23 protein-coding genes and 1 pseudogene are annotated in these 23,020 nt (G+C 61.3%); 11 read left to right on the top strand and 13 right to left on the bottom strand.

All coding sequences use genetic code 11. From position 1 onward, the window contains the following. Nucleotides 1-126: 126 nt before the first annotated feature. From NKH71_RS30895 to NKH71_RS33570, 4 genes and pseudogenes are all read right to left on the bottom strand, one after another. Nucleotides 127-1,098, bottom strand: coding sequence for an oxygenase MpaB family protein (locus NKH71_RS30895; RefSeq protein WP_352589338.1), 972 nt, complete (start codon nucleotides 1,096-1,098; stop codon nucleotides 127-129). A gap of 94 nt (nucleotides 1,099-1,192) precedes the next feature. Further along, nucleotides 1,193-1,438 (bottom strand): hypothetical protein, encoded by a 246-nt coding sequence (locus tag NKH71_RS33575; RefSeq protein WP_023718681.1) that lies wholly within the window; start codon nucleotides 1,436-1,438, stop codon nucleotides 1,193-1,195. 29 nt (nucleotides 1,439-1,467) lie between these two features. Beyond that, a complete protein-coding gene (locus NKH71_RS30885; protein WP_023718680.1) occupies nucleotides 1,468-2,241 on the bottom strand; it encodes a sulfite exporter TauE/SafE family protein in 774 nt (257 codons plus the stop codon). A gap of 582 nt (nucleotides 2,242-2,823) precedes the next feature. Continuing rightward, nucleotides 2,824-2,922: pseudogene (locus tag NKH71_RS33570) on the bottom strand (sulfite exporter TauE/SafE family protein); the annotation flags it as partial. A 164-nt stretch (nucleotides 2,923-3,086) separates the two neighbouring features. Here NKH71_RS33570 and NKH71_RS30880 point away from each other — a divergent pair. The 4 genes from NKH71_RS30880 to NKH71_RS30865 are packed head-to-tail and all read left to right on the top strand — an operon-like array spanning nucleotide 3,087 to nucleotide 5,549. Then, a complete protein-coding gene (locus NKH71_RS30880) occupies nucleotides 3,087-3,536 on the top strand; it encodes a thiosulfate oxidation carrier protein SoxY (protein ID WP_023718679.1) in 450 nt (149 codons plus the stop codon). Between the two features lie 39 nt (nucleotides 3,537-3,575). Continuing rightward, nucleotides 3,576-3,878 carry a thiosulfate oxidation carrier complex protein SoxZ gene (soxZ, locus tag NKH71_RS30875; RefSeq protein WP_084642623.1) on the top strand — a complete coding sequence of 101 codons (303 nt, stop codon included), beginning with the start codon at nucleotides 3,576-3,578 and terminating at the stop codon, nucleotides 3,876-3,878. A 54-nt stretch (nucleotides 3,879-3,932) separates the two neighbouring features. After that, nucleotides 3,933-4,274, top strand: a complete 342-nt coding sequence (locus tag NKH71_RS30870) for a c-type cytochrome (RefSeq protein ID WP_352547756.1) — start codon at nucleotides 3,933-3,935, stop codon at nucleotides 4,272-4,274. Between the two features lie 6 nt (nucleotides 4,275-4,280). Further along, nucleotides 4,281-5,549, top strand: coding sequence for an NAD(P)/FAD-dependent oxidoreductase (locus NKH71_RS30865; RefSeq protein ID WP_023718676.1), 1,269 nt, complete (start codon nucleotides 4,281-4,283; stop codon nucleotides 5,547-5,549). Between the two features lie 8 nt (nucleotides 5,550-5,557). On the opposite strand, the gene NKH71_RS30860 is transcribed toward NKH71_RS30865, so the two are convergent. From NKH71_RS30860 to NKH71_RS30820, 9 genes are all read right to left on the bottom strand, one after another. Next, a complete protein-coding gene (locus tag NKH71_RS30860) occupies nucleotides 5,558-7,684 on the bottom strand; it encodes a heavy metal translocating P-type ATPase (RefSeq protein WP_352790492.1) in 2,127 nt (708 codons plus the stop codon). Between the two features lie 56 nt (nucleotides 7,685-7,740). Continuing rightward, nucleotides 7,741-8,469, bottom strand: coding sequence for a sulfite exporter TauE/SafE family protein (locus tag NKH71_RS30855; protein ID WP_352790432.1), 729 nt, complete (start codon nucleotides 8,467-8,469; stop codon nucleotides 7,741-7,743). 30 nt (nucleotides 8,470-8,499) lie between these two features. Further along, the gene (locus NKH71_RS30850; RefSeq protein ID WP_023718673.1) at nucleotides 8,500-8,622 is read right to left on the bottom strand and encodes a hypothetical protein; all 123 of its coding nucleotides are present in this window, start codon (nucleotides 8,620-8,622) and stop codon (nucleotides 8,500-8,502) included. Nucleotides 8,623-8,775: 153 nt separating this feature from the next. Beyond that, complete coding sequence (locus tag NKH71_RS30845; RefSeq protein ID WP_023718671.1) at nucleotides 8,776-9,000, bottom strand: hypothetical protein; 225 nt, start codon at nucleotides 8,998-9,000, stop codon at nucleotides 8,776-8,778. Nucleotides 9,001-9,151: 151 nt separating this feature from the next. Further along, on the bottom strand, nucleotides 9,152-10,816 hold the full coding sequence (locus NKH71_RS30840; RefSeq protein ID WP_023718670.1) for a cbb3-type cytochrome c oxidase subunit II: 1,665 nt from the start codon (nucleotides 10,814-10,816) through the stop codon (nucleotides 9,152-9,154). Continuing rightward, on the bottom strand, nucleotides 10,813-12,255 hold the full coding sequence (locus tag NKH71_RS30835; protein ID WP_023718669.1) for a cbb3-type cytochrome c oxidase subunit I: 1,443 nt from the start codon (nucleotides 12,253-12,255) through the stop codon (nucleotides 10,813-10,815). Before NKH71_RS30835 ends, NKH71_RS30840 begins: the two co-directional genes overlap by 4 nt. Before the next feature lie 145 nt (nucleotides 12,256-12,400). Further along, a complete protein-coding gene (locus tag NKH71_RS30830; RefSeq protein WP_023718668.1) occupies nucleotides 12,401-12,862 on the bottom strand; it encodes a c-type cytochrome in 462 nt (153 codons plus the stop codon). A gap of 11 nt (nucleotides 12,863-12,873) precedes the next feature. Beyond that, nucleotides 12,874-14,019, bottom strand: a complete 1,146-nt coding sequence (locus NKH71_RS30825) for a metallophosphoesterase family protein (RefSeq protein WP_023718667.1) — start codon at nucleotides 14,017-14,019, stop codon at nucleotides 12,874-12,876. 90 nt (nucleotides 14,020-14,109) lie between these two features. Then, nucleotides 14,110-14,808 (bottom strand): carboxypeptidase regulatory-like domain-containing protein, encoded by a 699-nt coding sequence (locus NKH71_RS30820; protein ID WP_502897183.1) that lies wholly within the window; start codon nucleotides 14,806-14,808, stop codon nucleotides 14,110-14,112. Between the two features lie 196 nt (nucleotides 14,809-15,004). Here NKH71_RS30820 and NKH71_RS30815 point away from each other — a divergent pair, with 196 nt between their 5' ends. From NKH71_RS30815 to NKH71_RS30780, 7 genes are all read left to right on the top strand, one after another. Next, nucleotides 15,005-15,610, top strand: coding sequence for an SCO family protein (locus tag NKH71_RS30815; RefSeq protein WP_352790430.1), 606 nt, complete (start codon nucleotides 15,005-15,007; stop codon nucleotides 15,608-15,610). Nucleotides 15,611-15,689: 79 nt separating this feature from the next. Then, a complete protein-coding gene (locus NKH71_RS30810; protein WP_027154144.1) occupies nucleotides 15,690-15,932 on the top strand; it encodes a hypothetical protein in 243 nt (80 codons plus the stop codon). 173 nt (nucleotides 15,933-16,105) lie between these two features. Further along, entirely contained in the window at nucleotides 16,106-17,362 is a 1,257-nt protein-coding gene (gene hemA, locus NKH71_RS30805; protein WP_352790488.1) for a 5-aminolevulinate synthase, read from the top strand. A gap of 57 nt (nucleotides 17,363-17,419) precedes the next feature. Then, nucleotides 17,420-19,063, top strand: a complete 1,644-nt coding sequence (groL, locus tag NKH71_RS30800; protein WP_023718662.1) for a chaperonin GroEL — start codon at nucleotides 17,420-17,422, stop codon at nucleotides 19,061-19,063. 602 nt (nucleotides 19,064-19,665) lie between these two features. Next, nucleotides 19,666-20,088, top strand: a complete 423-nt coding sequence (locus NKH71_RS30795; protein ID WP_023718661.1) for an aquaporin — start codon at nucleotides 19,666-19,668, stop codon at nucleotides 20,086-20,088. Nucleotides 20,089-20,900: 812 nt separating this feature from the next. Then, on the top strand, nucleotides 20,901-21,407 hold the full coding sequence (locus NKH71_RS30785; RefSeq protein ID WP_352494532.1) for a recombinase family protein: 507 nt from the start codon (nucleotides 20,901-20,903) through the stop codon (nucleotides 21,405-21,407). Then, nucleotides 21,377-22,606 carry a recombinase family protein gene (locus tag NKH71_RS30780; RefSeq protein ID WP_352895946.1) on the top strand — a complete coding sequence of 410 codons (1,230 nt, stop codon included), beginning with the start codon at nucleotides 21,377-21,379 and terminating at the stop codon, nucleotides 22,604-22,606. The genes NKH71_RS30785 and NKH71_RS30780 overlap by 31 nt, the downstream gene beginning before the upstream one ends. Nucleotides 22,607-23,020: the final 414 nt, after the last annotated feature.

The raw sequence follows: 23,020 nt of genomic DNA, 5'->3' as shown, positions 1-23,020 counted from the left end.
ATGATCCTTCTGATCAGCCTGCCAGCCGTGGCACGCTGATCAGCCCGGCCCCATGCCGGAGAGCGCGGCGACCAAGCCGTCAGCTACACCACTCCCTGGGACACGATCACGACGCGTGCCTGACATTTAGTCAAGGAACGAACACTGTCCGGTTCTGTGTAGGTTTTCGGATGCCGTTCGGCGATAGAGATAGCTCTCGGAAAGGCCGAGGCGGCGGCACGACTGGACGGCTGGTGATGAATGAAGCACGGTGCTGTCGCAGATTGCAGCCGTCGTCTTCACAACAGCACGCTCCCACGGCTTCAAGGTCCAGCGGTCGCCGAGTTCCAACCGCTTGCGGACCCATTGGGGTAGGATCTCGACGGCCGCCTTCAGAAGCGGCCGCTGAAGGGGTCGAGCAACTCCCGGCAAGGCGGGAACTTCTTCCATGATCTCCAGGAACTCCGACACGATCGGCGACGCGACGAGTCTTTGCCTCATCACGTCGAACAGCGCGTAAAGCTCGGCCTGAGACGTGGGCGCGCCGACCGCACCATAGAGAAGCGCCACGGGGCGAGCCTCAGCAAACATCGCGTCCCGTTCGAAAAAATGCAGACGATGCACATAGACGTGATAGGCCTCCATGAAACCAAACTCGGCCGTCGCTTGCACCCAGTCCAGCAGCTCCGGGTCGGTGGCGTGGTATGGCTCGCCTTCGCTGGTTCGACCCGAAACGCGCCCATGCATCCTGACCACATCTTCAATCATGGCCTTAGCCTTGGATCGGGGGCCGTAGACCGTGACCAAAGCAGCGAGGCCCGTACGCTGCAATCGTCGGAGCGCGAGGGAGCGGAAGCTGCTGTGCTGCCAAATGGCGTCGCGAACCCGCGGCTCTGCCAATTCGAGCAGCACCGCCGTTACCCCGCCGATGAACAGCGCAACAGGGTTCTTAAAAATGCGCCAGGACACCGAGTTGGGTGGTAACAGCGCCGGCTCGCCTTCCGGAGTCGAGAAGTCCATCTGAGATCCGAGCCGCTGGCGCATGAACGACTGGGCAAGAGTGTCCACACGACGCTCAAGCGGGCGAGGCAGAGAAATGATGCCCGAGTTGCGAAACATGGTACGCCTCGAACTACTGAGAATAGCAAGCATTAGACCTGTGGCTAGCGGATGCAATATGCACGAACGTCTTTGGTCTTCCCGTCGTTCCAAATCATCCTCGCGCGAAGCCGATGAACCCTGCTTGATCTGCCCTGTTGCCAATGATGATGGAGCAAGGCTCGGGCGTGGTCATCCATGTCACCTCGATCCAGCGCGAGCTTCCGCCGCAGTCGGGCCTCGTCTGCCGATAGGAGAAGGCAAGATCTTGTGGCTTGACGACACCGGCATCGAGCATGAATCCGGCGATCGCGCCGCCCAGCCAGCCCGCTCCGATGCCGATCCTGGTCGAAGTGCTCATTTCCTTGCCTCCGTTCGACTGTCTCACGGTCAGAGCAATCCAGTTAGTTCGAGTGTCTGGTAGCCGGCCAAAAGCGTGATCAGAAATCCCACAAGCCGCAGGAGCGTCCTCTCCCGCAATGTCTTGACCATCCTTCCCGCCAGCGGCGCCGCTAAAACGCCTCCAACGATCAGTCCGGCAACAGATGTTAGGTCGCGGAATTCGCCGGCTTGCTCCCAATGGCCGGTTACAATCGTGGCGAGGAAGCTCAGCGACACTGAAAGTGCAATCAGGAACTCGCTCGCATTGACCGTGCCGATAACGAATCGCGGTTGTCCACCCGCGCCGAGTAGACCGGTGGTGGCAACAGGACCCCAGCCCCCACCGCCTGCGGCGTCCAGGAATCCGGCGGTTGCGCCCAACGGCGCCACGATTTTCAGCTTCACGGGGTTGGTGGGGATACGATGAAACGACCGATATAGTAACCAGCTCCCAATAACCGCGAGATATGCTGTAACGAATGGCTTGACCTGATCTCCGTCAAACGAAGTGAGTACGAAAGCGCCGAGCATACCGCCGCCGACACCAAAGGGGATCAGTCGCCAAAACAGTTTCCAATCGATGTTGCGATGATAAAGATGAGCCGATCCGGAAGCGGCGGTGGTGAACAATTCCGCAGCATGAACTGAAGCTGATGCTTGTGCCGGTGGCACCCCGAAGGTGAGGAGCACCGTCGAAGAGATCACGCCATAGGCCATCCCTAGAGCACCATCGACCGCCTGGGCCAGAAACCCGACGGCTGCGAACAGTAGGAACTCTTCCATGAGTGGCTCCGCGCATGAGTAGCGTCGCGCATAACGAAGCCTCACATGTGCAGTGGCACACCGAGGCTTTATAGCTCGACCAAGCTGCAGTCGTGATGCTCTTGGCACGCAGGAAACGGACCCATGCGTCGGCTTGTTCCGCGAAACTCAGCCCTTAGCGCGGGCCTAATAGCATAATGGCCGCAAGGCCCATGAATGACGCCAATCCCGCCCGGTTTGGTGGCAATGGCGATGACCTGGCTTCAGGGGCATTCCCGTTCTTGCGACAGGGGATAATAAGCAACCGAGAGTTCGGCATTTCTTGAATTGAAGGTCACTAGCAAGACGCTGACCTGACCTTCAACGTGCAATGTCGGCTTCTGGTGCACGTTGTCCTCCGAAATGTTGTGCGCCTGATCTCTAGTCGGACTAGCCGAGACTGAGACGAGCCAGCGCGTGGGTCCAAATCGCTCGGCGACGCCGCGACATCGTGCGGTGCGACCCATTAGTCCGGAACCGGAATTTATGACCTTAACCGGTCCTTCTTCAGCCTTATCATGAATGTCGCACATGCTTGTAAATCCGACATTGCGCTGGCGCTGTTCAGAGCGCTCCAGTTAGTTCGAGCGTCTGATAGCCGGGCAAGAGCGTGCTTAGAAATCCGACAAACGCAGGAGCGTCCTTTTCCTGCAATGTCTTGACCGTTTTGAGGGCGGCTAAGAGATCTTGGGCACTTCTAAGAGATTTGCTCGCAGCGGTTGGCGGTGCTAAACTTCAAAGCTGCCGCACTGATGTGTCCGATTGCGCCGCCTCCTGCCGCTGTTGATGTGTGTCTTCGGAGTGACGCAAAAAAGGCGGAGACCGGGATGATGAGCTTGACGCGCCGGGATGTGTTGATCGCCGGGAGTGCAGGGTTTGCCGGAGTCGCGCTCTTATCGCCGCAGAGCGCGCGTGCGAACGATGAAGCGCTGGATCTCGTCGAACAGTTCACCGGACGGACAGCCACGGTGTCGGATCGCCTTCACCTGATAATGCCGACATACTTCCCGACCGGCTATACCGTGCCCATGAGTCTTTACATCGACAGCCCCATGACTGAGGCCGACCATGTGAGGCAAATGCGCGTGTTCGCGCCGCGGAACCCGCTTATCGAAGTCGCCAGTTTCCATTTCGTCCCCCAACGCAGCCTGCCCCGCGTGTCGACCCGCATCCGCCTTGCCAAACCGCAGCATGTCATCGCTGTCGCCGAAATGAATGACGGCAATTTGCTGATGACCACGACGTGGGTCCGTGTCGCCACAGATGGCTGTGCCTGAGAACGGAGAGAGACAGTGACTACCGCAACACCACGCGTGATCGTGCCGAGCGCTGCGGCGAAGGGAGAGTTTTTTCAGGTCAAGACCATCATCAGCCATGAGATGGAAACAGGGCTGCGCCATGATGATCAAGGCAATGTAATCCCGCGCAAGATCATCAACAGGTTTGTCTGCCGCTACAACCAATCCGTGGTGTTCAGCGTCGATCTCCACGAGGCGATTTCGGCTAACCCGTTCTTCGAATTTTCCCTGCGCGCGACGGAGAGCGGCCGGCTCGATTTCGTATGGGAGGAGGACGGCGGTGCCGTCTACACGTTGTCGCACCGGCTCACGGTCGGTTGAGGTGGCGACGCAATCGAGCTGCGCGAGTTATGGCGTGACAAGTTGAGTGGGAGCGTGACCGGAAAACTCCGAAACAGACGGGTATTCAGCATGCGTCCCGTCGCGAGATCTGCGATTGCCACGGGCCTCGTGCTTCTCGTCAGCCAATCCGGCGCGGCGGCGGGGGCCGATCAAGGCGCTCAACTCGCCGCGACCTGTGCGTCCTGCCATCGCCTCGATGGCGGCGGCACAGGCATTCCCAGCATCATCCGGCTTGGTGAGGAGAGGCTCACCAACGCCCTGCTTGCCTACCGGGCGAGCGAGAGTCCAAATCACATCATGCACGCTATCGCGCTGTCGCTCAGCGACGAGGAGATCGCGAGCGTCGCGCGCTATGTCGCAGCGCAGGGAAAGTAGCGCGCCATGAAATTCTGGACGCGTCGCGAGTTCGGCCGCCTGACTGGAGCAGCGTTGCTAACGGCGCTCAACCAGCCGAAGGCGCGGGGCCAGGCCAAGGCGCGTGTCGTCGTGATCGGCGGCGGCATCGGCGGCGCAACGGTCGCCAGATATCTCGCCGTCAGCGCCACGGCTATCGAGGTGACCCTGGTCGAACCGCGACAGAGCTACACGACCTGCTTCTTCAGCAATCTCTATCTCGCCGGGCTCCGCCCGTTCAAATCGCTCAGTCATGGTTATGAAGCGCTGGCAAAACAATATGGCATCACCGTCATTCATGAGTCCGCTGAAGCGATTCACCCGGCGGCGAAAACCGTTGCGCTGAACAACGGTTCGAAGCTCAGCTACGACCGTCTCGTTGTTGCGCCAGGCATCGCATTCAGGGATCGGGCGCTTAGGGGCTATGACGAAGCTGCGATGGAGATCATGCCGCACGCCTGGAATGCAGGGCCGCAAACCAGCCTGTTGCGCCAGCAATTGGAAAGCATGGAGGACGGCGGCCTATTCGTCATCGTCGTCCCGCCGAATCCATTTCGCTGTCCGCCCGCCCCCTATGAGCGCGCTTCGCTCATCGCCTCCTATTTCCAGCGCAGCAAACCCAAGGCCAAAATTCTGATCCTCGATTCGAAAGACAGCTTCAACGCGCAGGACCTGTTCCAGGACGCTTGGAACCGCCACTATCCGGGAATGATCGAATGGCTACCGGCCCAGTTCACTGGCGGGGTCACGGCGATCGACGCGAAGACCCGGTCGGTGATCACCGAGGGAGCAACATTCAAGGCCGCGGTGGCCAATGTCATCCCGGCGCAAATGGCCGGGCGCTTGGTGCAGCAGGCAGGGCTCGCCAATCAGTCGGGCTGGTGTCCGGTCGATCCGGTCACCTTCGAATCGGCGCTGCAGCCCGGCGTCCATCTGGTCGGCGACGCGATCATCGGCGGGGATATGCCGAAATCCGCCTTCTGCGCCAACAGCCAGGCCAAAGCCTGCGCCTTTGCCATCGCGGCCGATCTCACCGGATCAGCGCGTTTCCCGGCGCATTTGTTCAACACCTGCTACACCTATCTCGCCCCCGACGATGCGTTCAGCAACGCCATCAGCTTCAAGCCCGTCGACGGAAAGCTCAAGAGCGTCATCAGCTTCGTCAGCAAGGTCGAGGAAAGCTCCGAGGTCCGCCGGCAGGCAGCGCGCGCGGCGGAAGGCTGGTACGACGCCTTCACGCACGACGTGTTTGGCTGAAACGAAACTCAACTCCGCTCGACGGCCGGGCCGGCCATTGCGGAAATGCCGGCACCATTCTGGGCGCGCTCCGCCTCGGCGCCGGATCGTTGCTCCGGGATCAGCGTTGCAACAGGATCGGGCAGCCGCTCCAGCCGCAGCGAATTCACCACCACGAGGATGCTCGAGCCGGCCATGACCGCCGCCGCAAGGATTGGCTGCAGAAGTCCGAATGCTGCGAACGTCAGGGCGACGAGATTGTAACCGAACGCCCACATAAGGTTGGTCAAGATGGTCCTGCGCACCGCGCGGGCCACGTCGACGATCCAGGGCAGCATCCACAATCCGTCCGCAGGCAGCACGAGCGCCGCAGTCTCGCGGGCGAGATCGGTGGCGGAGCCGACGGCAATACCGACATCTGCGGCGGCCAGAACTGGCCCGTCATTCAGTCCATCGCCGACCATTGCCACCGCATCGTGGTCATGGCGGAGCCGATCCAGGGCCAGCCGTTTGGCCTCCGGCGAAAGGCCCGCTTGGACGTCCTTGATCCCGACCAGGGCCGCGATCCGCTCCGCCGCTTGCGCCAAGTCGCCGGTCAACAGCGTGGCGTCGAGCCCGCGCTCACGCAGGGCCGCGATCGCGGCCTGCGCCTCGGGAAGCGGCGAATCATCGAGCGACAGCACGGCGTGAACCCGCTCGCCCCAACCGACATAGACCACCGAATGACCGCTCGCCTCCAGCGACCGCGCACGCTCGGCCAGCGAGGGGGGAAGCGGCCAGCCCAGATCATTCATCAATCTGCCGTTCCCTGCCGCCACGGGCCGGCCTTCGGCGCTGCCGCGGATGCCACGGCCGGGAACCATCCGGACCTCGCGGGTGACGAGCGGCGAGATGCCCCGCTGAGCGGCGGCTGCCGCGATGGCCCGCGCCAGACCATGCTCGGAATGGCGCTCCAGACCGGCGGCGCGCGCCAGTACTTCGTCGATGCCGACCTCCTCGCGGTCGACGCCGACGAGACGCGCTTTGCCCGCCGTCAGAGTGCCGGTCTTGTCGAAGGCGACCAACCGTACACGCGCGAGGGTCTCGAGCACGCCGGGGTCGCGGACGAGGCAGCCGTGCCGCGCCAGCCGGCCGATGCCGAGCGATATCGCCATCGGAGCAGCGAGGCCGACGGCACAAGGACAGGCAACCACCAGCACCGAGAGGCCAGTCAGCAACGCCCGATCGAACGGCAATGACTGGGCCCAGTAAACGATCGTCAGCCCGCCGAGGGCAAGGACGAGCGGCACGGACACGCCAACGACGCGATCGGCAAGGCGCTGGGTTGGACTGCGACGGCCCAGCGCTTCGCGCACCGACCGGCAAATCCGTGCCCAGCGGGTTGCGGTTCCGTCACCGCTGCTTTGGATCAGGAGCGGGCCGTCGATATTGATACTACCGGCAATCACCTTGGAGCCGGCGCGCTTTGTCACTTGCCGGCTTTCTCCGGTAATCACGGCTTCATCGGTGTTCGATTCCCCCTCGACAACCACGCCGTCGACCGGAATGCGCTCGCCTGGCCGGACCCGCACCAGCATGCCGGCCGTCACCTCCCGCACCGGACGGCGGATCTCTGCCGCGCCATCGACCGCGGTCGCGCTCTCGCTTTCTGCGGCCAGAAGTGGTTCGAGGTCGCGCGCCGCCCTGGCGCGGCCAACAGCCTCGAGATAGCGGCCAACTGTGAATAGCATCAGCACCATCACGGCGGTGTCGAAATAGACATGCGGGCTGCCCTCGAACACGGCAAATGCCGAATAGAGGTAAGCGGCAGCGACGCCAAGCACGATGAGTGCCGACGACGTCACTCGTCCCTGAATGCCATTGAGCCACATGTCGCGCAGATAGGGTCCGCCGAGAATCACCACCGCCGGCGTGGCGAAGATCCAGAGCAAAAAGTGAATCCACGGCAGCACGCCCGCATCGACGCCGGTGAACGCGTCCGAATAGAGGAGGAGGCTGAACATCATGATATTCATGGAGAGAAAGCCTCCCACGCCGAGCTGGATCAGAAGCCAGGCGGCTTCCCACTCTTCGTGTCTGCCGCTCTTCACCTGAAAGGCGATACAACAGCCGTAGCAGCAGAACGCGCAAGCCTCACCGTTGAGCCTGCGCTCCATCGGGCGCAGACCGACGGGGAGCGAACAATGGCTACAGAGGATATCGCCATGCGCAGTCATGCGGGATGCCCGCCCGGCCAGGCAAGGCCGATATGCGCGTCGGAAGGCAGGAGACCACGGCCGAGCGTGATGAGACCGAGCAAAAGAATAAAGCCACCAGCCAGCCGCACGCCGCGCCGCCGCCAGGCTGGCCCGAGTATCCGGCCAACGCCGCCCATCATCAACATCGCGGGGAAGGTTCCCAGTCCGAACCATGCCATGACGAGAAACCCGGGAAGCGCTCCGGCGGTGCTCGCCGCCTGAGCGGCGAAGGCATAGACCAAGGGACATGGCAGGAAGCCGTTGAAAACGCCAAAGGCGAGCGGTGCGGCGCTGCTCCGGGCCGTCAACAGACCGCGCAGGGACAATGCAAATGTGCTGCCGCCAAATCCGATCGCAAGGCGATGAAAGACCTGCAGCAAGCCGAAGAACTGCAACGCCATGGCAATCATGAGCAGGCCAGCGACGATCGCGAGAATTCGTTGGGCGATGTCGAGGGAGCCGTTCAAGAGCGGCGCCGCCGTTAGCCCTTGCGTGGTGCAGATGACCTGACCGATCGCGCCCGCGAGCCCGCCCAGAAAGCAATAGGTTGTCAATCGGCCGGTATTATAGAGCAGGTGGCGAAGGACGGTTGCGCCTCCCCCTCGCTGATCGCGGCCCAGCGCGCAGGCAAAGCCGCCGCACATGCCGATGCAATGAAAGCTGCCTGCAAATCCAGCGGCGAAGATCACGAGGTAGTACATCATTGGCGTTTGCGCAGTGGCGCGGACGCGGCGCTATTGCCGCACAAGATACAAAAGAAAGAGGATAAAGCCGACGGTGCAGCCGCCATAGATGAGGAAGCCAAGCATCTGCGGCAAGCCGGCGTCAGCAAGCTTGAAGACGGTATCATGTAGCATCCGCTGCTCCTATGTCAGCCGAAATAAAGACGAAGCACGTTTATCGCCAGCTCGAAGCACAGGAAAAGGAGGTTCAATGCGGCGACCCCAAGGAGAATTTTGGCTATCATCGTCTCCATCACTCCTGTCTTACTGGCCCTTGCGACCGTCTACTTAGAACAGACGGCCGGGCCCGAGCCCGCCCCAATAAACATACATGTAGTACAGCCCCCAGGCGAACAGCAGCACGTAGACGACGAGAAGCCATAGCGGAATGAATCCCACACGCGCCTGTATCAGGCCGCCGGCATAGTCCTCCAGTTCAGGGTGCGAGCTTTGACGCACATCCAGTTCCGGATGCGTCGGGCTCTCCGGATCGCTGCTCTGCAGATCGCTCATTCTCCATTTCCCTTTCAAAAAACCCGTTGGCGGCTTTATCGGTGCCGCTCAACGCGCCGGATAGGACGCCCCAGATGAACAAGAACAGGGCCGCCAGGCTCATCAGCATGGCGCCCGCATAGGGTCCGGTGACTTCAAAACCGAGCATGCGCTAACCTCCGGTGGGCGCCTGTTCCTCGCCAGGCGGAGCTGGCGGGCCGGACGCCGGCACCGACGGATCGGGCACATAGGCTCGCTCCGGCTTGTCAGCGACCAGTTTCAGATCGTTCAGCGCCGCGCGGGTCTCCTTCTTGATCGACAGCGGCTGCAGCGAGAGCGGGTCTTTATAGGCGGAAAGCGCCACCACGAAATAGGAAAGCGCCCACCGGTCCTCGTCCGGAAAGGCATCCCGATAGGACGGCATCGGCGTGCCGCTGAGGCCGGTAGTTATCGTCCGGAAGATGTCTTCGACGGCCGGGCCAGACTTGAACTGGCCGCTGGTGAGGTCGGCCGGCACGGTGGCGAACCCGATATCATCCTTGAGGCCCGCCGCCTTCTCGCCGTCGCCCTTGCCAGCTTGGCCGTGGCACTCCCAGCACTTCGCCACCTGCCAAACCTCCTTGCCACGGTCCAGCATCGTCTGGGACGGGGTCGGCGGGCGCCCGATATACAACGGTGGGCCAGGCGGTTCCTCGACGAAGAAAGCGTAAGGACTGGCGGGATTGGAACGGTCAACCGCTAGCTCATACTTGATGTACTGGATCACCGCCAGCCGATCGTTGAGCGGCAGTTCGTACCAAGGGGGCATTGCCGTGCCGCGGATGCCGCGAGTAATGGTGCGCAGCATGTCGCCGTCCGTGGGCAGGGGCTCCTTTGTCAATCTGAACTTGAAGACTGCGGACGTGAAGTTCCTGGGCCGCTGGTTAAACATAAAGGTGGCGGCCGGCCCGTTGCCGTCGCCTTTGGCACCGTGGCAACCGATGCAGCGGCGCTCATAGACTTCCTTGCCATAAGCAATCCATTCCTCGGAGCGCGGCATCGTCGCATCCATGACCTCCAGGCTTTGCGGCTCGAAAAGATCGCGCCATTTACCCCGGTTCGTGCCGAGCTTCTGGACGTAGGAAACAAGCGCCGCCAGCGATTCCGTCTCCGCCGCGATGCTGACGGTTTCGCCTGTGTATTCGTCGTTCGGCGTCAGGATGATCGGCTTTCTTTCGCGCGCCTTCAGCGGCACGAACAGCAACCCGTACGCATTGGGCGTCAGCTGGATCGCTTGCTTGCTGTCGAAGTCGAACAGGCCTTTGGTGACCTCTGTCCTTTCCAGGGTCCGATTGCCAGCGCCGTCGTCAACGATACGGACGGCTGCATCGGGCTCGTGGAAGAGGCCGCGATACGGCGCCATTATCGAGTCCGGCACCAGCATCCGCGGATTGTAGAAGTGCGCCAGGTGCCATTCGTCGCTGTATTTCAGGCCGACGCGCGTCAGGTCCGGTCCGATCCGGCGTGTGCCTAACAGGTGCGGCACGTCATAGGCGTATTCGCCCGCCTCGCTGACCGGTCCCCAGCGGCGGATCTCGCCGGTCACCGGCCGCACGAATTGCGAATGGCAGTACCAGCAGCCTTCGCGCAGGTAAATGTTGCGGCCGCGACGCTGCTGCTCGGTGTAGTCCGTCGCTTCTGAAACCGTCCATTTCAGCTGGCCGAAATCCGTGCGCACCACCGAGGTCACGCGCGTAGTTCGCGAGGACGGCTCCACGAAGGGCAGCACGCCCTGCGTGATCACCGCAAGGGTGATGCAGAAGACGCCGGCGAACAGCGCGAAGAAGCGAACGTTCACTGCGCGGGCCCTCCCGCCGGGGCCGGGATAGGCGCCTCCACCGGCCCGCGGGCGCGTCGCGCCTCAGCCGCCGGGCTGGTCAGTGCGGTCAGCATCAGATTCACCACCAGCAGCGACATACCGATATCCATGCTGATGCCTGCCAGGGTCCGCGCCAGCCAGTAGGGCTTCACCCAGACGAGCGAGTCGAGCCATTCGACCCCATTCATCCATTGATAACCCTGCTGCAGCCCGCCGGCTGTGAGGACCAGGCCCATGGTCGTGATGCCGACGGTGATCAGCCAGAACGACCAGTTGCCGAGCTTGAAGGACCAGAGTTCGCGCCCGAACAGCCGCGGCCAAGTATAGAGGAGGCCCCCCATCGCCCAGACGACGAAGGTGCCGAACACGGTGAGATGCGAATGCGAGATGACGAAATCGGTGAAATGGGTCGGCTGCTGCAGCTGCCGCAGCGCCTCGGTCGAGCCCTGGAAGCAGCCGACGAGATACATGAGCGAGCCCATGATCAGGAACTTCGCCGGCAAGTTCCTGCCGAACTCATGCCACCTGCCCATCATGGTGCCGAAGAAGTTCACCAGCACCGTCCACACCGGAATGATCAGCAGCATCGACGTGACGACGGCCAAGGTCTCGGCCCAGTCCGCGATCGGGCTGTAGAGGTAATGGTGGATGCCGACGAACGGGTAGAACAGTGCCAGGGACCAGAAGCCTACCAGCGAGAGCTTATGGGCATAGAGCGGATTTCGCGCGCTGACCGGCAGGAAATAGTAGATGATCACGTAGCCCGCGGGCGTTATCCACAGCCCGACGATGTAGTGGAGATAGAGGCCATGGAAGGCGGCGCTGTTGATGCCCGAGATCGTGTATGGCAGGATGAAGCTTCCAAGCACGAAGTTCATCGTCGTCCACACGAAAGTGGCGATCAGGTACCATAGCGCGACATAGATCGCCGGCTCCAGCCTTCGACTGATCGTGATCAGGAACTGCGCGGTAGCAACAGCCACCACGATGAAGAATGCGACCTTCGCGTAGAGCGGAAGCTCTCCGGCTTCCAAACCGTCACTGTCGCCGAGCAGCAAGCCGACCAAACCGGCAAGCGTTGCGACGTTCCAGACCCATGCGAGAAGAACCGACCACTCCGACCATATCACCCGCACCCCCGACAGACGCGGCACGAGATAGTAGCAAAGGCCGATGAAAAGCGTCGAGAAGGCGCCGAAGATGACACCGTTGACGTGGACCGGGCGCAGCCGGCCGAAGGTGAGCTCGAGGTTCCCCGATCCGAGATAGTCGGGGTAGTTGAAGGTGCCCGAGATCATGACGCCGACGGATGGCGTCACCATCAGCCAGAACATGCCGAAATAAAGCCAGGTCCGCACGACCCGTTTGTCGACCAGCGCATCCAGGTCCACATTCGCGAACTTGCCGCGCAGCTCCATCGCAGTCTCTGCCAACGCATGGCCCTCCCCGCGCGGTTCAAGGGCCGCACGACTGCTTTAAGCCCACCGTTCCCCATCGAGGTGTCACTCCGATGGCGGACTCGCTTCGCGCTCCCTGAAGCCGGTGCCCCGGCTATCGACGAGACTAGTATTTGCCTGGCACCAACACCGAGCCGCTGTTCGACCAGGTGATGTACGCCTCGAGCGCCTTCATCGCCTCCGATTCGGGATCGATCTTCTCGCCCTGGCTCGGTTTCTCGATGCACCAGTTGATCATGTCGCGCAGTGTCGCGAACTTGGCCATCGACGCCTGGAACTTCGGGAACGCCTGCGGGTGGGTATCGGAGGCCATCGGATGGCACATGGCGCAGGCCCACCCGGTGGTCGACAGCTTGACGCCCAACTGCTCCTTCATCGCCGCATCACCATGGAACAGGAGGTCTCCTTTCCTGACCTCCTCCATGAACGCTTCTTGATAGAGTTTCAGCTGCTTTGGCGTTACCGGATCCTTGTTGGCACTGGCCGGCCCGACGACGGCAGCTGCGACGACTGCTCCGGCGACGATGGAACGCCTCAGAATGCAGAGGAATGTCGATGTGTTTATCATAGCCACCACCGTTATGGATTTGCCCATGGGTACTGTTTGTCGGCGATGCGTGACCGTATGACCTCCGCAATGCTCTTGTCGTGGTCCTCCGGCGACTGGACGAACACCTCCTTGCGGCCCCACATGATGTACTCGACATCGACCTTATCGTCGGCGTTGACGTTCACGGTTTCCCAACCGACCCCGTCGAAGGGATCGCCCGGATCGACACGGATCATCGGCTTGGTAAGCTTGGGCAAGCCTTCCGGCGCATACGGCCACGGCCAGGAGGTCGCCAGCATGCCGATCGAGCGCATGCTGCCGATCTCGTTGTAGAGCACCTGGTGCACGTGACCGTGGATGTTGGTGACCTTGGTATAAGGCTTCAGCACGTCATTCACTTCGCGCCAGTCGCGCACCCAGAAGTTCCAGGGCGGGTAGTACTCGTACAGCGGATTATGGCTGAAGATGACGATCGGTTTGGACTTATCCCAGTCGGCGAGTGTCTTCTGCATCCAGTCGAGCTGGTCGCGGCCGACGCCGGCCCACGCGCCGGCAACCGTGCCGTCGAGGGTAGCCATATGGCCCATGCGCTCCTCTGGCGTCATCTTCTTCGCTGTCCAGTAGTCCGGTCCCCGGCTGACCGTATCGAGCCCAATGAAGCGCACGCCCTTGTGATCGAAGGTCCAGTTGGGTTGGCCGAACAACTCGCCCCACTTCTGGCCCATATCCAGATACCAGTCATGCTCGCCCGGGATGTAGTATTTCTTGATCGTCAGATCCTTGAGGAGCTCAACGCCAAGCTCAAGTTCCTCGATCTTTCCGAGCTGGGCCAGGTCGCCGCCGAAGATCAGGAAGTCGGCCGGCGGATCCATGGCCTGGACCTCTTGCACGGCGCGCACCACCTTGTCGACGAAGCGCGTGTTGAGCGATCTCTCGTAGAGATGGGTGTCCGAAATCCAGGCAAACTTGAAGGGCGCTTCGGCGGCGTGAGCGACGTCGATGGTGTTGAGCAGCGGCCACCACGCGAAGGTCTGGCCGACGGAAGCAGCGCCGAACAGCAGCGATCTGTGAATGAAGGTGCGGCGGGTGATTTGGAGCGAGTCGTCGGGGCGTACGCCAGGCTGCTGCAGCACCGCATGCATTTCGCGCCGAATGCGGTCAAGCTCGTCAGACATCAGGGTTCCTCCTCAGTGCAGACCGTTTCTTAAAGCGTCGGTCTTCTCGCAGGAACGCGACCCTGTTGAATCAGTGGGTCGCCCATTTTGTTATTTTTTCAGTTCAATCGTCAGACTGGTGGCCTTATTCTCCTCTACCGTGACGGGCTGCTCGATGGGCCCGGTGAAGGGATGGATCGCCACGAGCTTGTAGTCCCCCGGCGGAACATCGGTTATGCTGAATTTGCCATCGGCGCCGGTGACCGCGTAGTAGGGATTGTCCACCACATAGACCCAGCCCTCCATCCAGCCATGCGCGTCGCAATCGATGCGGACAGTGCCGGCACGCTTCAGTTCGACCGGTATGCGCTGGCCCTTATTGGGCAGCGCCAGGTTGAAGGCGGTGCGCTTGCCATAATAGCCGTGGGTGTTGTGGAGCACTGGGTCGCTGTTGACCACCTCCAACGAACCGGCCGGTATCATCTGCACCGCGGGCTCAAAGCGACATTTGAGGTTGTTAAGTTCAGGCAGCTTTCCGGGCTGCGGCCAGGCCTTTCCCTGTGCCACGTCGACCAGCTGCACCGCCGCGTTCAGCACGGCCTGATCGCTGCCGACTTCGATCAGCGGCTCCTCGCGGGGGTCGCCGCACACCTCGATATTCTTGGTGGGGATGATCTTTGTTGTCGGCACGTCGCCGCGGTAGACGATCGTACCCTCGATCGTTCCGCCTCCCGTGACCGGACCCACTTCGTAGGCTTGCGCAGACGCGGACATTATCGCAACGAAAGAGATCGCCGCTAGTCCGCTCATCAATTCGCGAATCATCATAAAAGCCACCTCCTTCAAGAGAGATGAGGGGCAACTCTCAAAAATAGAGCCAAACCAGTGCCATGTCTAGCCATCCAGCAACAAAATATGATAAAGTGGGTTGGTTTAGGCGAGTTTGTTAATCACAAACACACGCGGGGGTTTTGGCGCGTCATTCTCGAAGTGCCGGAGGTCCTTGATGAAGCGACGGCATCGACTCCTCCGCCCCTGGGCCTACGGTCCGCATCCCCTCTTCTGCATCATATTCGCAGCGGCCCTGTCGATCTGCCAACCGCTCGTGCGAGCTGACACGGCGCCTGTGACGGTCGGTGGCCCATTCACGCTCACGGCGCCGGACGGAACGACGGTCACGGATGAGACTTATCGCGGCAAATGGCTGCTGGTTTTCTTCGGCTATACGTCTTGCCCCGACATCTGTCCGACGACGCTGTCCTCAATCGCCGCGGCGATTAAGGAACTCGGCCCCGACGCCGCAAAACTGCAACCGCTCTTCATCACCGTCGATCCCGAACGCGACACGCCTGAGGTGATGGGAAGCTTTACCGCGGCGTTCGATCCGCGGATCGTCGGGCTGACCGGCAGCCCGCAACAGATCGCTGCGGTTTCGGAGGCATATGGCGCCTATGGTGTGGCGCGCCAGGGCGAGGCGGGCGATGACGACTACCTAATGGATCATGGCACCTACATATACATCATGAACCCACAGGGGCAATTCGTGGAGGGGCTAGACTCTGACACACCAAGCAGCGGTATTGCCGCTGTGTTGGGTGAATTGGTGCGATGACACGAGCCCTGGGATGACGGAGATCACGATTATGCAGTTGATCAATGCATAGCAGTTGTCATCCGGAAGGAAAGCGGCCATGCAAAGGCATACAAAGGAAGCTTCGGAGCTTAAGGCATTGATCCTCGCGGATCTTCATAAGGAGCCGGGATGCGAGCACGTCACCGATTTTGTGATTCAGCGGCTCGAAACCAAGGAGAACGGGGCAAACTGGACTGTCAAATATCTGGATCCCAATCAAGATAAGGTCTGCGAGACGATTCTGATAAACATAGCGCGAATGCTGCAGCTCAACTTCGACCTTCCTGAACGCGGGTCGTGAGGAACGATGCGAGCGGGACCGGCGCGCATTGCGCTTCGACATCGTTCGTATGCAAGCAGGGGAATCGGGCGATGGCGGAATCCACAGCGTTGCACACCGGCAAACCCGGCGGCGTAAAGAACGTCATTGCGCCGCGGCGATTTGGACCTCCGACGACCGGAAATGCGGGCGATATGGCCGATGGGCAAGGCAATATCGTGGAGCCAGGCATTACGAGTTATGACGGTTTCTTTGCGGATGCGATCGCGCGTCTGCAGGAGGAATGGCGCTACCGTGTGTTCGCGGACCTGGAGCGCATCGCCGGGCGCTTTCCCAATGCCGTGTGGCATTCCCCGCATGGACCGAAGGACGTCGTGATCTGGTGCTCCAACGACTATCTCGGGATGGGTCAACACCCAAAGGTGGTCGCCGCCATGGTGGAGACTGCTACCCGCCTGGGAACGGGGGCCGGCGGGACGCGCAATATCTCCGGCACCAGCCATCCGCTCGTAGAGCTTGAGGGCGAGCTTGCCGATCTCCACGGCAAGGAGGCGGCACTGGTCTTCACGTCCGGCTATGTTTCGAACCAGACTGGCATCTCGACTATCGCCAAGCTGATCCCCGGTTGTCTGATCCTGTCCGATGCGCTCAACCACAATTCGATGATCGAGGGCGTCCGCCAGTCCGGTACGGAGAAGAGCATCTTCCGCCACAACGACGTCGATCATCTCGAGGAATTGTTGAAGGCGGCGGATCCGGATCGGCCAAAACTCATCGTCTTCGAAAGTCTCTATTCAATGGGCGGCGACGTCGCGCCAATCAATCGCATTTGCGAAATCGCCGATCGTTACGGCGCAATGACCTACCTCGACGAGGTCCATGCTGTGGGCATGTACGGCCCTCGCGGCGCCGGTATCGCCGCGCGCGACGGCGCCATGAACCGGATCGATGTGATCGAAGGCACGCTCGCCAAGGCCTTCGGCTGCCTCGGCGGCTATATCACGGGAAGTGCTGTGCTGATCGATGCGGTTCGTTCCTATGCTCCGGGTTTCATCTTCACCACCGCGTTGCCGCCGGCGATCTGCGCCGCGGCCACAGCGGCGATCCGGCATCTGAAAACCTCGCAGTGGGAGCGCAAGTGCCAGCAGGACCGCGTCCGGCGGGTCAAGGCGGCGCTGGGTGCCGCTGGGCTGCCGGTCATCCTGAGCGACACCCATATCGTTCCGGTGGCAGTCGGCGATCCGGCGCATTGCAGAGCGGCGAGCGACCTGCTGCTGAGCGAGCACGACATCTATATCCAGCCGATTAATTATCCGACCGTGGCGAAGGGAACTGAGCGGCTGCGCATCACGCCGACACCCTGTCATGAGGACATCATGATTGATCGGCTCGCGGCAGCTCTGTTCGATGTCTGGAACCGGCTTGGGCTGCCACGGGACAATCTCGCCTGAGCGGCCGAATGAAGCTTCGCCGTTGCCCGGACGTTCCGGGTCTTAAGGTTCAAGGAAATGGCTGCCAAGGAAATCATGTTCTCGTTCGAGGCTCGCGACAGAATGCTGCGCGGCATTGACACCCTGGCGAATGCGGTGAGCGTCACGCTTGGCCCGCTAGGGCGCAACGTCGCGATCGGTAGGGAGCACGGCGCGCCGCGGGTCACGAAGGACGGCGTGACCGTCGCCAGAGAAATCGAACTCGACAACAAGTTCGAGAACATGGGCGCCCAGATGGTGCGCGAGATCGCAACAAGAACTTCCTATCAGGCCGGCGACGGCACGACCACCGCCGTCGTGATCGCGCATGCGATCGTCCGGGAGGGCGCCAAGGCGGTGGCCGCCGGCATGAATCCCATGGACCTGAAGCGCGGCATCGATCTCGCGGTCGAAGCCGTCGTCGCGGAACTCAAGAACAACGCCACGAAGGTCACCTCGAACGTCGAAATTGCGCAAGTCGGCACCATCTCGGCCAACGGCGATAGGGAGATTGGCCGCTGCCTAGCCGACGCCATGAAGAGGGTCGGCAATGACGGCCTGATCACTGTCGAGGACGGGACGTCGCTCGAAACCGAACTCGAATTCGTCGAGGGCATGCAGTTCGACCGCGGCTACATCTCGCCCCATTTCATCACCAATCGCGCAAAGATGCGGGTCGAGATGCAGGATGCCTATGTCCTCATCAGTGAGAAGAAACTGTCCAGCCTGAACGAAATACTGCCGCTGCTGGAGAAGGTGGTGCAGGCCGGCAAGCCGCTGCTCATCATCGCCGAGGATGTCGAGCGTGAGGTGATTGCGGCGCTGGTGGTCAACAAGTTGCGCGGCGCTCTCAAGGTTGCAGCAGTCAAGGCGCCGGCCTACGGAAACCGCCGCAAGGCGATGCTGCAGGATCTCGCGCTGATGGCCGGCGGAACGGTGATCTCGGAGGATTTGGGCATCAAGCTCGAGCATGCTTCCCTCGATATGCTCGGGCGCACCAAGAAGGTGATGATCGACAAGGCAAACACCACGATCGTCGGCGGCGCCGGCAAGCGGGCAAGCATCGAGGCCCGCATCGCTGAGATCAAGCTCGAGCTTGCGGAAACCACCTCCGATTACGACCGCGAGGAGCTCCAGGAGCGGCTGGCCAGGCTCGCCGGTGGCGTCGCCGTGATCCGGGTCGGCGGTGCCACCGAAGTCGAGGTCAGGGAAAAGAAGGATCGCATCGATGACGCGATGAACGCGACAAGAGCCGCGGTCGCAGAGGGCATTCTCCCGGGCGGCGGGGTCGCCTTGCTGCGCGCCGGCAGGGCGCTTAAGAAGCTCAAGGGCGGCAACGAGGACCAGCAGGTCGGCATCGCGATCGTCAGGAAGGCGATCACCTGGCCGGCTCGGCAGATCGCGATCAATGCCGGCCTGGAAGGCTCGGTCGTCATCGCCGGGATCCTCGAAAACGACGACAACGCCTATGGCTACGATGCCCAATCGGGCGTGTACGGGGATCTGGTGTCAAAGGGCATCATCGACCCGGCCAAGGTGGTGCGAACGGCGCTCCAGGGCGCGGCCTCGGTTGCGGGTCTTCTCCTTACAACGGAAGTCATGGTGGCCGAAGTGCCTGGCCCGCCGCCGCCGGAGCTTCCCGGTCACGAGCATCATCATCACGACATGGATATGGATTTCTGAGCGCATTGCGGGCGGCGGAAGCACCGAAGTGTCCGGACTGGATCGCCGCTGGCGACTGCTAGAGAAAGCCCACTCGTCCGAACCGCGGCCAACACAGCACTATTCGGGATCAACTCCTGGAGGCACTCCCGGCTGAGCCATGATCATCGGTCGGCGATTCCGACGTGACGGTGACAGGCGGGGTGGTTCAATTTTGGGGTGCCTATCGTCCAAAGAGGACCGGGCTGCATCGCGCGTTCTGGCCGAGACTATCGCGGGCCTGCGCGAAGTTCAGGATCATCGGGTCTCGATCGAAAAAATCCCCCCAACCGCGTCTGACGCCACCCGGCAAGCGCGTCGCTTGGTATCCTATCCGTCCGTGTGCGGTAGAGATCTAGCTGCACACAGCCGCATCTTCCGCTTACTGTCGTGGCGGACGGTTGTCCGCGCGCGCAGTGGCTACCCGCTGCGCTGCGGCAAACAAATCCGGTCCATGGCCGCAGCGGCGCACTGCATTCGGCTCCAAGTCGTGAAGAGTGAGGCCTCACAATTCCAAGGGGATATGCTCATGAAAGCGTCGCCGCCGAGCTTTTCGGCACCTTCTTGTCTTCGGCTGCGCGTCAGTGGTGACAGGCGGTTTTGGCGGGCTGCTGCCGGCTCGGTCGCTTGGCATCGGCCTCAGCTTCGGCATCGCTGTAACCGCCCTGGCTTACGCGATTGGGCCACTCTCGGGCGCGCACCTCAATCCGGCCGTCACGCCGTGGACGCCTCCCACAAGGGCCACTTTGTATCCTGTTTCCCACATCGCCGCAGTCCTCAACGAAGGTCTACAGATGGCGCATTTGGTCCTTATCGGCTGCCGCAGAGCCAATCGCTCTCGAGTGCAGGCACTCCAGTGGAGTCCAGACGTTGGATTGGACCTCGACCTCTACAAAAGCACACTGAGCTTCCGGTCGGGCTACGACGGCATTCCGAAGCGATCGCTTCGGCGAGAAGTCGTCGTTCTCAATCGGGCGACCGGGGATACATCGGCGAAGACGGCATAAGGGAGGATGGGCCAGACCGAGCCGACGGAAAGGTCGTAGCCAAGGCCTTGGGGCGCATAGCGCCTGGCCGGGAGGCCGCCGCCAGTCAGACTGACGCGACGCGTCGTTGAGCGAGGTGGAGACCCGAGCGGGCTCGACGAGGGTCCACGGCGGTCACAATGTTGTGGTGATGATCGCAGTAGACGCGATCCGGCGAAGTTGGCCCAGCACAAAAACGATAACCGCCGGGTACTGACGGGTCTTCGCTCACCGGGAAGCGGCACTGATAGAGGCCTAGCTGAATGAGGGGGACGTCTCTCGAAGTTAGTCTGATATTTTCAGGCATGATGGTTTCCTAGTTCATAGCAATTGCCGGCTGACGGCCGCAGTGCGACCCGTCGGGGCGAGCTAGGACAACGGTCGAAGCCAGTCCGTGATTTGAACCTATGGCTTCGGATCGACAATCAGCGGGTTGGCCGCATCCAGGTGGCAAGTGTCCAACAAACTCAGCAGATGATCTTGCTGGCGGCTGTCCTTTTCACACGTCGTCGCATCCGATCTGTACGACCATGCGCCTGGCCCTCTTCCTTAGCACCGCACGGCCTCACATCCTTCACTCCGATGAAACAGTCGGAGAACAAACGGAATGCTGCGGGGCCAAGTGCTTGCATGCGTCAGGCGTTGGAGCATGCGCTCGATCCCACGTTAGTTCAGTTCGTGGAAGCTCTTGCGATTGCCGACGCTAGGCGCGATCATCTCGCTGTGAGGCTATCTGCTTCGACACCTAACTTGGATGTCGTCGAAGCAATTGGCTGCAACGGCGAGGTTCGTGAATGATACGCGCAGCCATTTACGCCCGGTTCTCGACCGAGCTGCAGAACGAGAAATCCACCGATGACCAGATCGTCCTTTGTCGCGCGTATGCAGCACGGCATCAGCTTGATGTGGTTGCGGCTTACGAGGACAAAGCTCGCTCGGGAGCTTCGATGTTTGGCCGTGCCGGCCTCATGAGATTGATGGATGCGGCGCGCGAACGAAAGTTTGATGTCGTCATTGTTGAGGCACTCGATCGCCTTTCGCGCGACATGGAGGATCTCGCTGGACTGCACAAACGACTGTCATTCCTAGGGATCGAGATCCAAGCTGTTCACGACGGCACAGCTGACGCAATCTTGATCGGAATACGAGGTTTGGTGGGCGAGGATGGCGCAAAAAAGGTACGTCGAGGAATGGCCGGAGTGGTTCGCGACGGGCGCCACGCCGGCGGTCGCGCATTCGGGTATCGGGCAGTTCTTGGGCGTCCCGGTGACTGGAGATCGTTGAAGAGGAGGCTGAGGTAGTTCGCCGGATCTTTGCGGCCTACACCTCTGGCCGGCCACCACGCGAAATCGCACAAGATCTCAATCGCGAGGGGGTTTGTCCGCCTCGCGGCACTCGTTGGAACGCCTCTACCATCAACGGAAACGCACAACGCGGCGCGGGGCTGATTTTGAACGAGCTCTATTTTGGGCGCATCGTCTGGAACAAGGTTCGGATGGTTAAGGACCCAGATACCGGCAGGCGTCTGTCCCGTCCGAATAGCCGCGACCAGTGGCAGACGATTGATGTCCCACACCTGCGTATCGTTGACGAAGAGATATGGCGACGCGCGCAGGACTTGAAGACAGAAAGATCTCGTCTGAAATTGAACGTGAAACGTCGGCCACCGCATCTCCTCTCGGGCCTGTTGCGATGTGGCTGCTGCGGTTCGGGCATGTCGGTGCACGATCGCGACAAGACTGGCAAAACACGAATCCGCTGCTCGACAGTTCGTGAGAGCGGCAGCTGTCCCAATCGTCGCATAGTTTACCTGCGGAGCGTGGAGAATGCTGTATTGGATGGAATGCGTGACGAGCTGAAGGACCCGCGTCTCATTGAGATCTACGTCCGGAATTATAATGAAGAGCGTCAACGGCTAGCAGCCCGTGCGTCCAACGTTCGGGTCACCCTTGAGACAAAGATCGCACGGATTGAAGCCGAGCGACAACGCAGCATTGACCTGGTGGTCAAGGGAATTATTGGTGATGACGACGCCCGAGAGCGTATCGCCGAGTTGAAAGATCGACGCATCGAGGCGGAGGCAGAACTTGCCAGTCTTGACGAGGCGCCATCGACCCTTACTCTGCATCCGGCAGCGATAGAGAAGTATGTCAAAACGGTCGATGAGCTCGCTTCGGTCTTAGCTCATCACGCCGAGGCGGATGACGATCGGGGCGTGCTGGTCAAGAGCTTCCGCGCGCTCGTTCATTGTGTGACGGTTCATCCCAAAGGGCCGCGACAGGATATTGAGATCGAGGTCAAAGGCAAGCTTGCCGCCCTCATCGGCGGCAACACATTCCCCCAAGCGCGGTATGCTGGAGAACGCGCGGTGGCCGAGGAGCGCCACAGGCAAGATCCCACTATTACGTACGATAGTGGGTTTAGGGTGGTAGCGGGAGAGCGCTACCGCCTTTCCCCCCACTCATCGAACCACCAGTTCCGGCTTCGTTGCTGCGGCTGAGCGAGATAAGTCGAGCGGCGACAATGCCTTTGGTCGCCGAAGGCAGACCGTCGTCGCCGATCAGCCGCCGGACTTGTCGAGAACTGGAACTGTGCGCGATTTCGCCCGGTCGGCTTCCATCGTGACGCAAAAAATGCGGACCGCCGCGGACGGGTACAGTCGGTCCCGCGTCTCGGTCTGCGGCCGGCGCTATGCTGACGCTCCTACGGCTGTCCCGTTCACCGCCCGCGGCGGGGGCGAATTTCCTCCGTCCCGCGCGCGACAACTGTCCACTGTTGCGGACGCGCGCAGGACTGCGGGTTATACGCCATCTTTCTTAGAGCGCCGACGACCGCCGGCGCGAAGATCAACGCGGTGCGTCGTTTGGAAAGACGAATGAGGACGGCGTCATCGCTACTATTCGCTCCCGTCGAT

It is taken from the genome of Mesorhizobium sp. M0983, assembly GCF_040318975.1.
In the GTDB taxonomy this organism is placed as follows: Bacteria; Pseudomonadota; Alphaproteobacteria; order Rhizobiales; family Rhizobiaceae; genus Mesorhizobium.
Note: the sequence above shows the minus strand (reverse complement) of the source record. Positions and strands in the feature narration are given on the sequence as shown.